19 protein-coding genes are annotated in these 14,149 nt (G+C 54.4%); 13 read left to right on the top strand and 6 right to left on the bottom strand.

What is annotated here, in order from left to right; all coding sequences use genetic code 11:
* The first annotated feature begins 133 nt into the window (after positions 1-133).
* From hydB to ACYQ04_RS05530, 6 genes are read left to right on the top strand one after another with little or no spacing between them, the layout of a single operon-like run.
* Entirely contained in the window at positions 134-1,237 is a 1,104-nt protein-coding gene (gene hydB / locus ACYQ04_RS05505; RefSeq protein WP_460129923.1) for an NADPH-dependent hydrogenase/sulfhydrogenase 1 subunit beta, read from the top strand.
* A complete protein-coding gene (gene hydG, locus ACYQ04_RS05510; protein ID WP_460127952.1) occupies positions 1,234-2,118 on the top strand; it encodes an NADPH-dependent hydrogenase/sulfhydrogenase 1 subunit gamma in 885 nt (294 codons plus the stop codon). The genes hydB and hydG overlap by 4 nt, the downstream gene beginning before the upstream one ends.
* Before the next feature lie 10 nt (positions 2,119-2,128).
* Entirely contained in the window at positions 2,129-2,923 is a 795-nt protein-coding gene (gene hydD / locus ACYQ04_RS05515) for an NADPH-dependent hydrogenase/sulfhydrogenase 1 subunit delta (RefSeq protein ID WP_460129925.1), read from the top strand.
* On the top strand, positions 2,920-4,206 hold the full coding sequence (gene hydA / locus ACYQ04_RS05520; protein ID WP_460127954.1) for an NADPH-dependent hydrogenase/sulfhydrogenase 1 subunit alpha: 1,287 nt from the start codon (positions 2,920-2,922) through the stop codon (positions 4,204-4,206). The genes hydD and hydA overlap by 4 nt, the downstream gene beginning before the upstream one ends.
* Positions 4,207-4,260: 54 nt before the next feature.
* Positions 4,261-4,470, top strand: a complete 210-nt coding sequence (locus ACYQ04_RS05525; RefSeq protein WP_099210542.1) for a hypothetical protein — start codon at positions 4,261-4,263, stop codon at positions 4,468-4,470.
* Positions 4,460-4,879 (top strand): type II toxin-antitoxin system VapC family toxin, encoded by a 420-nt coding sequence (locus tag ACYQ04_RS05530; protein WP_460127956.1) that lies wholly within the window; start codon positions 4,460-4,462, stop codon positions 4,877-4,879. Before ACYQ04_RS05525 ends, ACYQ04_RS05530 begins: the two co-directional genes overlap by 11 nt.
* Position 4,880: 1 nt before the next feature.
* On the opposite strand, the gene ACYQ04_RS05535 is transcribed toward ACYQ04_RS05530, so the two are convergent.
* On the bottom strand, positions 4,881-5,606 hold the full coding sequence (locus tag ACYQ04_RS05535) for a hypothetical protein (protein WP_460127958.1): 726 nt from the start codon (positions 5,604-5,606) through the stop codon (positions 4,881-4,883).
* A 110-nt stretch (positions 5,607-5,716) separates the two neighbouring features.
* On the opposite strand from ACYQ04_RS05535, the gene ACYQ04_RS05540 reads away from it, so the two are divergent.
* Entirely contained in the window at positions 5,717-6,169 is a 453-nt protein-coding gene (locus tag ACYQ04_RS05540; RefSeq protein WP_460127960.1) for a hydrogenase maturation protease, read from the top strand.
* Here ACYQ04_RS05540 and ACYQ04_RS05545 read toward each other — a convergent pair.
* From ACYQ04_RS05545 to lonB, 5 genes are all read right to left on the bottom strand, one after another.
* Complete coding sequence (locus ACYQ04_RS05545; protein ID WP_145955375.1) at positions 6,166-6,432, bottom strand: hypothetical protein; 267 nt, start codon at positions 6,430-6,432, stop codon at positions 6,166-6,168. The genes ACYQ04_RS05540 and ACYQ04_RS05545 overlap by 4 nt on opposite strands.
* A gap of 130 nt (positions 6,433-6,562) precedes the next feature.
* Complete coding sequence (locus ACYQ04_RS05550; RefSeq protein WP_460127962.1) at positions 6,563-6,856, bottom strand: hypothetical protein; 294 nt, start codon at positions 6,854-6,856, stop codon at positions 6,563-6,565.
* Between the two features lie 78 nt (positions 6,857-6,934).
* The gene (gene smsB / locus ACYQ04_RS05555; RefSeq protein ID WP_460127964.1) at positions 6,935-8,275 is read right to left on the bottom strand and encodes an SUF-like minimal system protein SmsB; all 1,341 of its coding nucleotides are present in this window, start codon (positions 8,273-8,275) and stop codon (positions 6,935-6,937) included.
* Entirely contained in the window at positions 8,272-9,012 is a 741-nt protein-coding gene (gene sufC / locus ACYQ04_RS05560) for a Fe-S cluster assembly ATPase SufC (protein ID WP_460127966.1), read from the bottom strand. Before sufC ends, smsB begins: the two co-directional genes overlap by 4 nt.
* A gap of 102 nt (positions 9,013-9,114) precedes the next feature.
* The gene (lonB, locus tag ACYQ04_RS05565; RefSeq protein ID WP_460129927.1) at positions 9,115-11,019 is read right to left on the bottom strand and encodes an ATP-dependent protease LonB; all 1,905 of its coding nucleotides are present in this window, start codon (positions 11,017-11,019) and stop codon (positions 9,115-9,117) included.
* Between the two features lie 112 nt (positions 11,020-11,131).
* Between lonB and ACYQ04_RS05570 the strand changes: the two genes are divergently transcribed.
* From ACYQ04_RS05570 to ACYQ04_RS05595, 6 genes are all read left to right on the top strand, one after another.
* Positions 11,132-11,923, top strand: a complete 792-nt coding sequence (locus tag ACYQ04_RS05570) for a DUF2666 domain-containing protein (protein WP_460127969.1) — start codon at positions 11,132-11,134, stop codon at positions 11,921-11,923.
* A gap of 63 nt (positions 11,924-11,986) precedes the next feature.
* Positions 11,987-12,373 carry a RidA family protein gene (locus ACYQ04_RS05575; protein ID WP_460127971.1) on the top strand — a complete coding sequence of 129 codons (387 nt, stop codon included), beginning with the start codon at positions 11,987-11,989 and terminating at the stop codon, positions 12,371-12,373.
* Between the two features lie 24 nt (positions 12,374-12,397).
* Entirely contained in the window at positions 12,398-12,766 is a 369-nt protein-coding gene (locus ACYQ04_RS05580; RefSeq protein WP_460127972.1) for a Mov34/MPN/PAD-1 family protein, read from the top strand.
* Between the two features lie 55 nt (positions 12,767-12,821).
* Positions 12,822-13,205 (top strand): ArsR/SmtB family transcription factor, encoded by a 384-nt coding sequence (locus ACYQ04_RS05585; protein ID WP_099210521.1) that lies wholly within the window; start codon positions 12,822-12,824, stop codon positions 13,203-13,205.
* Positions 13,198-13,500 (top strand): nucleotide pyrophosphohydrolase, encoded by a 303-nt coding sequence (locus tag ACYQ04_RS05590; protein WP_460127975.1) that lies wholly within the window; start codon positions 13,198-13,200, stop codon positions 13,498-13,500. Before ACYQ04_RS05585 ends, ACYQ04_RS05590 begins: the two co-directional genes overlap by 8 nt.
* 172 nt (positions 13,501-13,672) lie before the next feature.
* A complete protein-coding gene (locus ACYQ04_RS05595; protein ID WP_099210519.1) occupies positions 13,673-14,122 on the top strand; it encodes an Lrp/AsnC family transcriptional regulator in 450 nt (149 codons plus the stop codon).
* Positions 14,123-14,149 lie beyond the last annotated feature (27 nt).

The following is a 14,149-nucleotide window of genomic DNA, read 5'->3' on the forward strand; positions in this document are numbered from 1 at the left end:
GGCTAAACAAACGATGTAAACCTTTGGTTTAGAATTCTCGGGTTTAAAAACGCTTTTTTAGGCTCCGGGTAAGTCCCTATTGAGGGAACAAAAATGGTCGTGTGTATGTTTATGTTCATCGGAGGTGGTGGGGTTGAGATACGTTAAACTGCCAAGGGAAAACACCTACGCCTTCCTTGAAAGGCTCAAGGAGTGGGGCAAGCTCTACGCCCCGGTCAAGATATCGGAGAAGTTCTACGACTTCCGCGAAGTTGACGACGTCAGGAAGGTGGAATTCCACTACACGAGAACGATAATGCCCCCGAAGAAGTTCTTCTTCAAGCCGAGGGAGAAGCTCTTCGAGTTCGACCTCAGCAAGCCGGAGTACAGGGAGACCATCGAGGACGTCGAGCCATTCGTGCTCTTCGGCGTTCACGCCTGCGACATCTTCGGCCTCAAGATACTCGACACCGTTTACCTCGACGAGCTCCCCGACAAGTACTACAAGGTTCGCAGGGAGAAGGGAATCATAATAGGAATCAGCTGTATGCCGGACGAGTACTGCTTCTGCAACCTCCGCGAGACGGACTTCGCCGATGACGGCTTCGACCTGTTCTTCCACGAGCTCCCCGACGGCTGGCTGGTCAGGGTTGGCTCGCCCAAGGGTCACAGGATAGTTGACAAGAACATCAAGCTCTTCGAGGAGGTCACCACCCAGGACATCTGCGCCTTCAGGGAGTTCGAGAGGAAGAGGAGCGAGGCTTTCAAGTATCACGAGGACTGGGGAGACCTGCGCTACCTGCTCGAGCTTGAGATGGAGCACCCGATGTGGGAGGAAGAGAGCGAAAAGTGCCTCGCCTGTGGAATATGCAACACGACCTGCCCGACCTGCCGTTGCTACGAGGTGCAGGACATAGTCAACCTCGACGGCGTAACCGGCTACCGCGAGAGGCGCTGGGATTCCTGCCAGTTCAGGAGCCACGGCCTCGTTGCCGGAGGCCACAACTTCAGGCCGACGAAGAAGGACCGCTTCATGAACCGCTACCTCTGTAAGAACTCCTACAACGAGAAGCTCGGGTTAAGCTTCTGCGTCGGTTGCGGTCGCTGTACTGCGTTCTGTCCCGCCGGCATAAGCTTCGTTCGCAACCTGCGCGTCATCCTCGGCCTTGAGGAGCGCTCCTGTCCGGCGAAGATAGCCGAGGAGATACCGAAGAAGGGGTTCGCCTACGCCGAAAACATAAGGGGTGAGGACGTATGAGCGAGGTCGTTCCCAAGGAGATTATGATGCCCGACGATAACCCCTACGCCCTCCACAGGGCTAAAGTCCTTAGGGTTTACAAGCTCACCGATACGGAGAAGCTCTTCCTCTTCCGCTTTGAGGACCCCGAGATAGCCGAGACTTGGACGTTCAAACCCGGCCAGTTCGTCCAGCTAACTATACCAGGAGTTGGTGAGGTCCCGATAAGCATCTGCTCCTCGCCGATGAGGAGGGGCTTCTTCGAGCTGTGCATAAGAAAAGCTGGAAGGGTCACCACCGTCGTCCACAGGCTCCAGCCAGGCGATACAGTTCTCGTCCGCGGTCCCTACGGCAACGGCTTCCCCGTTGACGACTGGGAGGGCATGGACTTACTCCTCATAGCAGCGGGTCTCGGAACGGCACCGCTGAGGAGCGTCTTCCTCTACGCCATGGACAACCGCTGGAAGTACGGCAACATAACCTTCATCAACACCGCCCGCTACGGCAAGGACCTGCTCTTCTACAAGGAGCTCGAAGCCATGAAGGATTTGGCCGAGGCCGAGAACGTCAAGATAATCCAGAGCGTTACGCGCGACCCCGACTGGCCAGGAAGGCACGGAAGGCCCCAGAAGTTCATAGTCGAGGCCAACACCAACCCGAAGAAGACGGCAGTGGCTATCTGCGGTCCGCCGAGGATGTACAAGTCTGTCTTCGAGTCACTCATCAACTACGGCTACCGCCCGGAGAACATCTACGTGACGCTGGAGAGGAAGATGAAGTGCGGAATAGGGAAGTGTGGCCACTGCGTTGCCGGAACGAGCACGAGCTGGAAGTACATCTGCAAAGATGGCCCCGTCTTCGGCTACTTCGACATAATATCAACGCCCGGCCTGCTGGACTGAGGTGGTGGCGATGGAGGAGAAGAAAGTTAGGATTGGATTTTACGCTCTAACGAGCTGTTACGGCTGTCAGCTCCAGCTGGCGATGATGGACGAACTGCTCAAGCTCCTTCCCCGGGCTGAGATAGTCTGCTGGTACATGCTCGACAGGAACAGCGTCGAGGACGAGCCCGTCGATATCGCGTTCATCGAGGGTAGCGTCTCGACTGAGGAAGAGGTTGAGCTCGTCAAGAGAATCCGCGAGAACGCGAAGATAGTGGTGGCCGTCGGTTCCTGTGCCGTTCAGGGCGGGGTTCAGAGCTGGGAGAAGGACAAGCCCCTTGAGGAGCTCTGGAAGACCGTTTACGGCGACGGAAAGGTCAAGTTCCAGCCCAAGATGGCCGAGCCCGTCTCGAAGTACATCAAAGTTGACTACAACATCTACGGCTGTCCGCCGGAGAAGAAGGACTTCCTCTACGCCCTCGGAACGTTCCTCGTCGGCTCGTGGCCAGAAGATATAGACTACCCGGTCTGCCTCGAGTGCAGGCTGAAGGGTAACCCGTGCGTGCTCTTCGAGAAGGGTGAGCCCTGCCTCGGTCCGATAACGAGGGCCGGATGTGACGCGAGGTGTCCGGGCTTTGGAATAGCGTGCATCGGTTGCAGGGGGGCGATAGGCTACGACGTTGCCTGGTTAGACTCCCTCGCGAGGGTCTTCAAGGAGAAGGGCCTAACCAAGGAGGAAATCCTCGAGAGAATGAAGATTTTCAACGCCCATAACCCGAAGCTGGAAGAGATGGTTGAGAAAATCTTCGGAGGGGAGAGCCAATGAAGAACGTTTACCTGCCAATCACCGTTGACCACATCGCAAGGGTAGAGGGCAAGGGTGGCGTCGAGATAGTCATCGGCGACGATGGGGTTAAGGAGGTCAAGCTCAACATCATAGAGGGGCCGCGCTTTTTCGAGGCCATAACCATCGGCAAGAAGCTCGACGAGGCCCTCGCGGTTTACCCGAGGATATGCTCCTTCTGCTCCGCCGCGCACAAGCTCACCGCCGTGGAGGCGGCCGAGAAGGCGGTAAACTTTGAGCCGCGCGAGGAGATTCAGGCCCTGAGGGAGGTTCTCTACATAGGAGACATGATTGAGAGCCACGCTTTGCATCTCTACCTCCTCGTCCTGCCGGACTACCTCGGCTACTCCGGACCGCTCCACATGGCCGATAAGTACAAGAAGGAGATAGGCATAGCGCTCGACCTCAAGAACCTCGGAAGCTGGATGATGGACGAGCTCGGTGCGAGGGCAATACACCAGGAGAACGTCGTCCTCGGTGGTTTCGGAAAGCTTCCGGGCAGGGAAACTCTCGAGAGGATGAAGGATAAACTTAAGGAGGCCCTTCCGAAGGCCGAATACACCTTTGAGCTCTTCGCCAAGCTTGAGCAGTACAAAGAGGTTGAGGGGCCGATAACGCACCTCGCCGTGAAGCCGAGGAACGATGTTTATGGAATCTACGGCGACTACATAAAGGCCAGCGACGGAAACGAGTTCCCGAGCGAGGACTACAAGGAGCACATAAGGGAGTTCGTAGTTGAGCACAGCTTCGCCAAGCACTCCCACTACCACGGAAAGCCCTTCATGGTCGGTGCCATCTCGCGCGTCGTCAACAACGCTTCACTCCTCTACGGTAGGGCTAGGGAGCTTTACGAAAGCCACAGGGAGCTCCTCCGCCCAACGAACCCCTTCGCCAACAACCTGGCTCAGGCCCTTGAACTCGTCTACTTCATCGAGCGCGGAATCGATTTGCTCGACGAGGCCCTCGCGAAGTGGCCGATAAGGCCGAGGGACGAGGTAGAGGTTAGGGACGGCTTCGGCGTCAGCACGACCGAGGCACCGCGCGGAATCCTCGTCTACGCGCTCGAAGTGAAGGACGGAAAGGTCGCCTACGCGGACATAATTACCCCGACGGCCTTCAACCTCGCCATGATGGAGGAGCACGTCAGGATGATGGCCGAGAAGCACTACAACGACGACCCCGAGAGGATTAAGTTCCTCACCGAGATGGTGGTAAGGGCTTACGACCCGTGCATCTCCTGTTCCGTGCACGTCGCGAAGCTCTGAGCTCTTCTCAAATTTTTTATAGGGAGTCGGAGATAGAACTCATCGGGGGTTAGCATGGCCGAAGAAATTGTGGATGTTGTTATTCAGGTGAAGGTTCCCAAAAAGTACGCTGAGACGTTTAAAAAGGACGTCGAGGCCATGGCTTGGTATCTTTCCCACAAAGACGAACTGTTTGAGAACATGAAAAAGCTCAAGGGAATCATGAAAACCGACAAGAGCTGGAAAGAGCTCAAGAGGGAGATTTACGAGGGAATTGCTGATTGATAGCTCTCTCCTTGTGGAGTACTTCAAAGGCAACGAACGGGCGGTTAAGCTCTTTGAGTCATTTGAGAACGAAGAGGTTGCCCTTTACATAACGGAGACTGTTTTCAGCGAGGTCACATACCTGCTTCTTGGTTACTTCTCAAAACTCGCCCCCCGAACCATCAAAGGACGGAGGGACAAACTACCTTCGGAGATTAGAGCCGTTTTCAAGGCGCTGAAGGGTTTTGGATTTATCGAATCCTCCCAGAGAACGGTCTTCAAAGCAATGGAGCTAATCAAAAAGTACGCCATGCTTCCGAACGATGCACTAATTCTCGCGACCTGCATCGAGCACGGCTTTGCCTTGGCTACGCTCGACGAGGACTTCTTCGAACCGGCAAAGAAAGAAAAAGTTGAGCTGATTTCCTGAATCACTTCTCCGCCATCTTCTCGCAGGGGAAGTATATCTTCCCGACGAAGGCATCTCCCATCGGTCCGACAATGTGAATCTCGCCGATGGAGTATCTGTAGATTACTGTAACTCCACCGCTCGTCGTTTTGCAGACCTCGGGCAGGATGTAGGTACCGTTCTTGAATTCAACAGTGGGGGCGTTGACGATTTGAATTGGCTCCGGCAGTTCAACCGTTACGTTGAAGGTCTCGTTCCAGAGGGTTATCCTTTTCAGGGACCAACCTATGGGCCTGACAACGTAGTGCGTTCCATTCTTCTCGACATCGTAGTTGACGACTATATCAACGACTTTTGTTGGAGTTCCCGAGAATTTTATGTTCGCTATCGCAATGGAACCGTTATTGAGCCACACCGTTGCGGAGTACGTCCGTAGGGAATTGTTGAACAGGTACAGAGGAAGCATGTAAACGTCCTTCGAGATTCTGAAGGCGGAAACGTTCTTTACATTCGGGCCCGCTTTTATCAGTACTGCCGGATAGACATCGTTTATGACAAGGCTCTTGTAGCCGATGAAGTTAGCGCTCACGTTAATCGCGACAACCGTCACGTTGAGGGGCACTTTAAACGGCGTGTAGGTCACGTTGAGGGTAAAGCTTGATGATGCGGTCTTGCCACCTGTCTGGACGAGGCAACCCACTGAGAAAACAACAAGCACCAGAAACAGCGGTGCAATCTTTCTCATCATCGGAACATCCCTCCTTTTTCATTTTGAGACGATTGTAACTACTACAAAGAGTATATAAGGGTTTCGATAAGACTCATAAACCCCTGTGGCAATTAATGCAGGGAGAGGAGATGAGAACGCTTATACTTGCCCTCGGAAACGAGCTGATGAAAGACGACGGGGTTGGGCTCAAGGTTGGCAGAATCCTCGCCGAGAAGGGCTACAACGTCCTTGAGGTTGGAACCGACATCTTCATGCTATCAAGCCACTACAACGGCGAGGAAAGGATTATAATCGTTGACGCGATTCTGAGCGAGACGTTCAACCCAGGGGATGTCATACACCTCACAGGGGAGGAGGTCTTTGAGAAGCTAAGGGCCGAGATAAGGAGCGCTCACTTCATGGGGGCGATAGATGGCCTTAAGCTCCTCATGAAGCTCGACGAGAGGCTTGCCCGGGCGGAGGTTCACTTTGTTGGAATAGTCGCGAAGGAGATTGACCTTGGAACCGAGCTCAGTGAAGAGGTCAAAAAAGCCGTTCCAGGGGCCGTTGAGCTCATTGAAAAAATTGTAGCGGGGGATTAAGACCTGAGAACCTTCAGCTCGTTCTTGAACATTCCCCAGTTCAGGTACAGGTGGATTGCTATGAGGGCCAGCATGACCATTCCGTAGTGCACGTGGAGCTGGAGGAGTTTCTTAGCGGGCTCGCCGAGGAAGCTTCCCCTGTGGGCAGCGATTGCGCTCGATATCGTCAGGAACACTGCTCCAACGTAGAGGGCTATCAGTATCGACGATATTATTGCCTTCGTCTTGACTATCCTCTTTCCGTTTCCTGCCATCCCTACCACCGGTTATGACGAGTGTCATGCCCTTTTAAAAATCTTTTGTAAAATGAAACCATTTTCTTGGTAACTAATCACTGGCTCGATGTCAAGTGCCCCTGAAAAAACGTATGAAGTTTGATAAAAATTAAACGAATCAGCCAAAGAGGAGTTGCAACTCCCTCCGCATTATGCTCCTGTTCATGATTATGTGGACTGTTATTAGGACCATCATAAAGAGACCGTAGCGGGCGCGCAGCTTGAGAAAGTCCAGGTGAGTCATTCCGAGGAACGTTCCGTTCTTGCTCGCCGCCATCGTGCCGATTGTTATGAAGACCACCCCGAGGAACCCTACGAGGAGCAGGAGCGAGAGGAAGGCCTTCACTCGCAGTTTCTTCCGGAGTTTGGGGTTTTTCATGGCCTCTTCAAAGGCTTTCTCCATCGGGTTCATGGGACCACCGGGTTTAAAAAGGAAAGCCAGATTTAAAAATACTTTGAAAAATTTTCATTTAAAACCAAAGGTTGGGGCTCACATGCCCCCGCTGACTGCTAGCTCTATTATCTTCCTTATCTCGACGAGGAACTCCATCGGAATGTCCTTGAGCATCGGTTCGAGGAAGCCCTTGACTATGAGCTGTGTCGCCTTCTCCTCGTCGAGTCCCCTGCTCATGAGGTAGAACAGCTCCTCCTCGCGTATCTTGCCTATCGCTGCCTCGTGGCTCAGCTCGGCGTCGTCAACCTTGCTGACGAGGCCAGGGTAGGTCTCCATCGTGGCCCTGTCGCTGAGGAGCAGGGCGTCACAGCTTATGTGCCCCTTCGTCTTTGGCGCCTCAGCCCTTATGATTCCGCGCGTTATAACCGTGCTCTCGTCCATTATGACGGCCTTGCTCGCGTTTATTCCCCCGGCGCCCTTGCCCTGGAGGTACATCTCGCCCCCAAGGTCCACGAACCAGTCCTTCTGGCCGAGAAGAATGCCGTTCAGTTCGACGTAGCCGTTCTCTTCCACCCAGTACTTCGGATTTGCGACGTTGCTCCTTCCGGTTCCGAGGCCGACGGTGGTGTTGATGAAGCGCGCCCCCTTTCCTATCTTTGCCCTCGTCATGGGCCTCGTGTGGACGTACTCCGGCCAGTTCTGCAGGACGGTCAGCTGGCCCTTCGCTCCCTCATGGAAGTACGCCTCCGTCATGTCGAGGTGGAGCGAGTGCTTGACGAGTATCGGGGCCGTACAGCCCTCTATGAGATGGAACTCCGTGTTTTTCTCGGCGATTATGATTATGTGCGGTGCCTGGGCCAGTGCGCTCTCCTGAATCAGGAAGAACAGGTGGAGCGGGAACGGGACCTTGAGGCCCTCCTTGACGTAGAGGAAGATTCCGCCGTTCCAGACCGCCGTATGGTAGGCCGTAAGCTTGCTCTCGTCAACGCGGAAGAGCTTGAGGAAGTGCTCCTTGACGAGGTCGGGATACTTTCTCACCGCCTCCTCCGTCGGAAGGACTATCAGGCCCTTCTTGGCCCACTCCTGAAGGAACTGGTTGTAGATGACCCCGGTGTCGGTCTGAACCGCTAAGCCGGCTATGTACTTCTGCTCGACCTCGCTGATTCCAAGCCTGTCAAGGAGAGCCTTCATCTCAGGTGGTAGGTCGTCGAGGCTCTCGATGTTCTCGGGCAGGCCCTCGATTTCGGGCTTCGCTATGAACTGGAGCAGTTCCTCCTCGCTTATGACCGGGTCGTTCAGCGGGGCCTTCTCGAACGCCTCCAGCGCCTTGTACCTGAGCCTGGTCATCCACTCTGGCTCTTTGTTCCTCTTCGCGAGCTCCTCAATCTGGTTCTCGATTATAGCCTTTGCATCGCTCATGGTTATCGTTTCCGTCATGCTCCCACCTCCTCAAAGATTCCGGCGAAGCCTTCCCTGTCTATCCTGTCGACGAGCTCTCCCCCGCCGGTCCTCACAATCCTGCCGTCCTTCATGACGTGGGCTGTGATTCTGTTTTTGTCGATGTGCTCGAGGATTCTGCCGTAGTGGGTTATCAGGAGTATCGCGGTTCCCCTCTCGTGGAGCTCCTCAATCTTCCTGCTGATTACGCTGAGCGAGTCAACGTCAACACCGCTGTCGGGCTCGTCCAGAATCAGGAGCTTCGGCTCAATGAGAACCGCCTGGAGGAGCTCGAGCCTCTTCCTCTCGCCGCCGGAGAAGCCGACGTTCACGTAGCGGTGCAAATCCTCCTCTTTGAACCACAGCTCCTTCGCCTTCTCAACTATAAGGTCGTAGGCCTCCACCGGGTCGAGTCCCTTGAGTTCAACCAGAACCTGCTGGAGGAAGTCGATTATCCTAACGCCCTCGACCTCGGGCGGAACCTGGAAGGCCAGCAGAATCCCGCGCTTGGCCCTCTCGTCCGGGCCGAGTCCGGTTATGTCCTCGCCCTCGAAGAGAATCCTTCCGTCCCTGACCTCGTACTTTGGATGACCCGCTATGGTTAAGGCGAGCGTTGATTTCCCGCTCCCGTTGGGTCCCATTATGACGTGGAACTCGCCGGGTTTAATCTCGAGGTTGACCCCCTTGAGTATCTCCTTGTCCTCAACGTTCACGTGAAGGTTCTCAACTTTGAGCATTAGCTCACCCCCGTGGGTAACGTAGATGGGACGTTTTTTAAGCATTACTGGACACGGATGTGAATTCCAAGAGGGGGAGAAACGAAAATTAGAAAAGACCGCTCAGTGGGCGAGCGGAAGGGTCTCGCGAATCTTCCTGAGGAGCTCGTCCTTGGCCGGCGAGTCCTCGAGGGCTATCTCAAGCACCTCGTCAATCCGCTCGACCGGGTAAATCTCTATTTTCTCGGCCTTGTCCGGGCTCAGGAAGACGTCCTTCTCATTGGCCTTGGGGATTATGACCTTCTTTATGCCGGCCTCTATGGCAGCTTCAATCTTCGGCGTCGCACCGCCTATCGGCAGGACCTCACCGCGGACGCTGAGCGAGCCGGTCATGGCAACGGCCTGCCTTATCGGAATGTTCTCAAGGGCTGAGATGACGGCGGTGGCAACGCTTATGCTCGCGGAGTCACCTTCGACGCCCTCGTAGGTCTGGAGGAACTGGACATGAATATCGTACCTGCTGATGTCCTCTCCCTTGTAGCGCTTGATTATGGCCGAGACGTTCTGAACGGCCTCCTTCGCTATCTCTCCGAGCTTTCCTGTGACGATTATCTTTCCTTCCTCCTTGCTCGCGGCTGGGGCAACAACGGCCTCAATCGGCAGGACGATACCGCTCTCCTCGCCGATAACTGCCAAGCCGTTGACGCGCCCGATTTCGCTTCCCTCGCTCTTTATGACCTGGTACTCCTTCTTCCTCTCGATGTACCAGTCCGCGAGTTGCTTTTCGAGGGGCTTCGCGAGCTTGAGGGCCTCGAGAACGTCCTCGCGCTCGACAATCTTCTTGCCCTTCTTTATCGCGATGTCTCCGGCGGCCCTCACTATACCGCCGAGGTCGCGGAGGCGTAACGTTAGGTGGCCCTTTCTGCCGGCCCTCTTCTGGGCTTCGCGAACGATTTCCTCGACGGCCTCGCGGGTGAAGTGCGGAATCTTGCCGTCGCGCTTTACCTCCTGGGCAACGAACTGGACGAGCTTTCTCCTGTTCTCTATCGTGTCCGGCATCGTGGTTCTCATGTAAACCTCATAACCGTAGCCCCTAATCCTCGAGCGGAGTGCGGGGTGCATCTTCTCTATCGTGTCGAGGTTTCCAGCGGCAACCAGTATGAAGTCACAGGGAACCGGCTCGGTCCTCACCATTGCACCGCTTGAGAGCTCGCTCTGGCCCGTAATCGGGAACTTCTTCTCCTGCATCGCGGTGAGGAGGCTCTGTTGCATCTTGAGGGTCAGCGTGGCTATCTCGTCTATGAACAGGACGCCCTTGTGGGCGCGGTGTATCATTCCCGGCTCAACGCGCTCGTGAGCGGGGGTTCCAAGGCCTCCGGACTGGAACGGGTCATGTCTTACGTCTCCAAGCAGTGCACCGGCGTGCGCTCCCGTTGCGTCTATGAACGGGGCCTTGGTCCTTCCGCAGTTGTCAACGAGGAGCTTGGGAACGAGGACGGTGTTCCTGAAGCGCATGTTCGAGAGCGCCATCATGGTGAGGATTATGACGAAGATTCCCATGAGGAGCGTCGTTGCCGTGAACTGCAGGAAGAGGGCGAACATGACGGTGAACATGACGAAGAGCAGTATGTAGGACTTCATGCTCTCCTGGCTCTTTGCCTTCTCACGGTACTTCTCGACTATCCGCCTCCCCTGACAGGCCGGAACGGTCTTGATTTTGGGCATGTTCTCGTCTTCCGGGTTTGGGAAAACGAGAATGTCCTCGAGGTTCTCCGTCGGAAGGAGCTCCGCCATCGCCTGGCCGAGCATTGACTTGCCCGTTCCCGGTTCGCCGATTAGGAGAACGTGCCTCCTCTGAGTTGCTGCCGTTTTTATGACCTCGACTGCGTGGTCCTGTCCAATGACCTGGTCTATGAGTTTCTCGGGAACCTTGATTTCCTCGGTCGTCTCAAACTCGACGCCGAGGTTCAGATTTTCCCCGTACTCGCGCGGGAGGGGTTTTTCCTTAACCATCTCCTCCTCGCCCATCTCCTTTCCCTCTCTCATCTCTAAGACCCAATGAACCGGGCGATTTATAACCTTTTTCGACGTCGGTGGAAAAAGATAAAAGCCCGGACGAGAACTCAAATCAGGTGAGAGTATGAAGGTTGAGGAGCACGTTGCGTTCACGGCCAAACATCGCGACTGGAGCGTCGCCAAAAAGCTGACCGATATGGAGAACGAAGGGATAGCGCACTTTTTGGCCGGAGTTTCAAACACGGTCAACGCGAGGATTGGCGGCTACCTGAGCGATGCAATAGACGTTGAGGGCGTGAAGGCCCTCGCGGAGGAGCTCAGGAAGGACTCGCTGGCCGATACCGTCGTTGCCCTCAAGTCCCCAGGAACCGCGAGGAAGCTCGGCAACCTCGTGAACGAGACCGATAAGAAGCTCAGAAAGCTACTCGTTGACGTGGCCAAGGCCTACCTCGTTAGGGAGACGCTCAGGCCCCTCGTTCCAATTGATTACCCTGAAGGAATCCTCGAAGGCGTTGACGTGGAGTTCCCCTTCGAGGATGAGCACGTCAACTTTACAGCCAAGCACGGGCGCTGGATAGTCGTCAAGAGGCTCATCATAGACGAGAAGACCCCGATGCTCGACGTGGCGAGACTGCTCGCGAGCATAAACGAAACCGTTACCCTTAAGCTCCCCGTTTACGCGGACATAGATGTAGATGGAATCGAGGAGGAGTTCTCGGCCTTCAAGAAGGTCAAGAAGTCGGACATTCCAAAGGTCATAGAGGTTTACGAGGCGTTCGAGCCTTCACTCTACGCGGACGAGCCCTTCGAAGAGCACGCGAAGGTCTATGCTCTCAGAATAGCGCTCGAGAAGATAGGCCTCAACCTTGACGTTCCCGCCAAATCCCTCGAGAAGTACCTCGAAAAGAAAGGATGATGAGGCCGAGGACACCCGAGGAAACGATGAGGAATCTTCGCTTCGCTGACGGAGGTGATTGAGATGGAGAAGAAGGTTGTCTACACGGAGAAGGCCCCCAAGCCGATAGGGCCCTACAGCCAGGCGATACTGGTCGAGGGCGGAAAGTTCCTGTTCGTTTCCGGCCAGATACCGATTGACCCCGAGACCGGGGAGATAGTGGGCGAAACCATCGAGGAGCAGGCCGAGAGGGCCATAAGGAACATGCTGGCGATAGTTGAAGAGGCCGGTGGAAGCGCTGAGAACGTGGTCAAGGTTACCGCATTCCTCAGCGACATCAAAGACTATCCCAAGTTCAACGAGGTCTACGAGAGGTTTTTCTCAAAGGCGAAGCCCGCCAGGGCGGTCGTTGAAGTGGCCAACCTGCCCAAGGGCGTCAAGGTCGAGATTGAGTGCATTGCCGTCCTCTGATTCTTTCCCTTTTGAGGTGGAAGCATGAAGGTAAGGATTAGGCGCGAGCTCTTCGAGTATCTCCTTCAGCTCGCGAGGAGCGCGTATCCCAACGAGTTCGCTGGTTTCCTGAGGGAGAAGGATGGAATCTTCGAGGAGGTTCTGATAGCCCCGAACCCCCACGCAGGGCCAAGGAGCATATTCTTCGACACGTGGATGCTCCCCTACGACGAGAGCATCAAGGGGACGGTTCACTCGCACCCGAGCCCGGCTCCGTGGCCGTCCGAGGGTGATTTGGAGTTCTTCTCGAAGTTCGGCGGGGTTCATCTCATAATAGCCTGGCCCTTCACGGAAGAGAACGTGAGGGCCTACTCAAGCGATGGTCGTGAACTGCCAATTGAGATTGTTGATTGATTTCATATGAAAAGTTTTATTAATCCGGGAGTCGTTATTACCCCTGGTGATGTTCGTGAAAGTCGGGGAACTCTTTGAAAAGCTCGATGAAAGGCAGAAAAAGACGGTTATGCGGTGCGTTGAGAAGTGTGGAATCCCAGAGCTCGATGCTGAGATAGAGCCCGAAGTTAAAGAAGAAGCTGTGAAGTTTCTCAAGGTTCTTTCGAACCCCATCAGACTGGCCATTTTAAAGCTCCTTCGCGACCAGTGGCTGTGTGTCTGCCTAATTTCCGAGGCACTCGAGCAGGACCAGACCCTTATAAGCCATCACCTCAGAACGCTCAAATCCCTTGGTCTCGTCGAGGAGAGGAAAGAGGGAAGGATGAGGTTTTACAGAACGAGAAAGGACATCCTCGAGGATTACCTAGCCAAGGTCAGGGGGGAACTCCTCGGTGAATGAGTGGCAGAAGCTCGTAGATGAACTTATAAACGAGCTTGGGGGCTATTGGAAACCCTTTGAAATGCTGGCAGCACTGACTGAGGAAGTTGGGGAGCTGGCCAACGCTATGCTCGCCCACGAAGGCATAAAAGGGAGCCATGGCAAGGGAGAGCTGGAGGAAGAACTGGGGGATGTTCTCTTCGCGCTCCTCTGCATAGCCAACTACTACGGGATTAACGCCGAGGAAGCACTAAAGGTGAGCGTTGCGAAATACCGGGCCAGGGACGTCAAATCAGGGGGTTCGAAAACCAAGTAAATTTTTCCCAAGTAATACGGCATGTCTTTAACATTTTGTTCTATATATCTCCCAAGTAGTGGGGAACTACAAGCGTTTTCGAATAACCCAATGGCCTGAAATACCACACAGAACGAAATATTTTTATAGGAGTTGAGAAACTCTCTAAGTAAATAAAGCCGGAGGTGAGTAGATGAGCGATAAAATAACCGCCATCGACATTAGGATTTTGAAGTTGCTTGCCAAGAACGCCCGTCTTACTTACAAAGAGCTTGCCGAGCTTCTCGGCACGACTAGGCAGAGGATTTCGAGGAGGATGAACAGGCTCGAACGCAACGGGGTTATACTCAAGTACACAGTCATTCCCAACTACGATGCTCTCGGTTACATTCATGTCATTCTCGGTGTTAGTGTTAAACCCGACGTTAACCTTGATGAAATCATCGAGGCACTAAAAGAAGACGACAACATAAAGATAATTGAAAGGGCAATCGGCTCCCACAACCTAATACTCCACGTTATCGGCCCCAAGGACATGAAAGAACTCGAGAAAATAGTCTCCGATATAATGAAGAAGGTACCCGGGATAGACCATATAGACATCACGTTCGTCACGGACGTTGTCAAGTTCGAGGCTCTCTGAACTCTTTTTCTTCACATTGATGCATGG

This window comes from Thermococcus prieurii, from assembly GCF_054657655.1.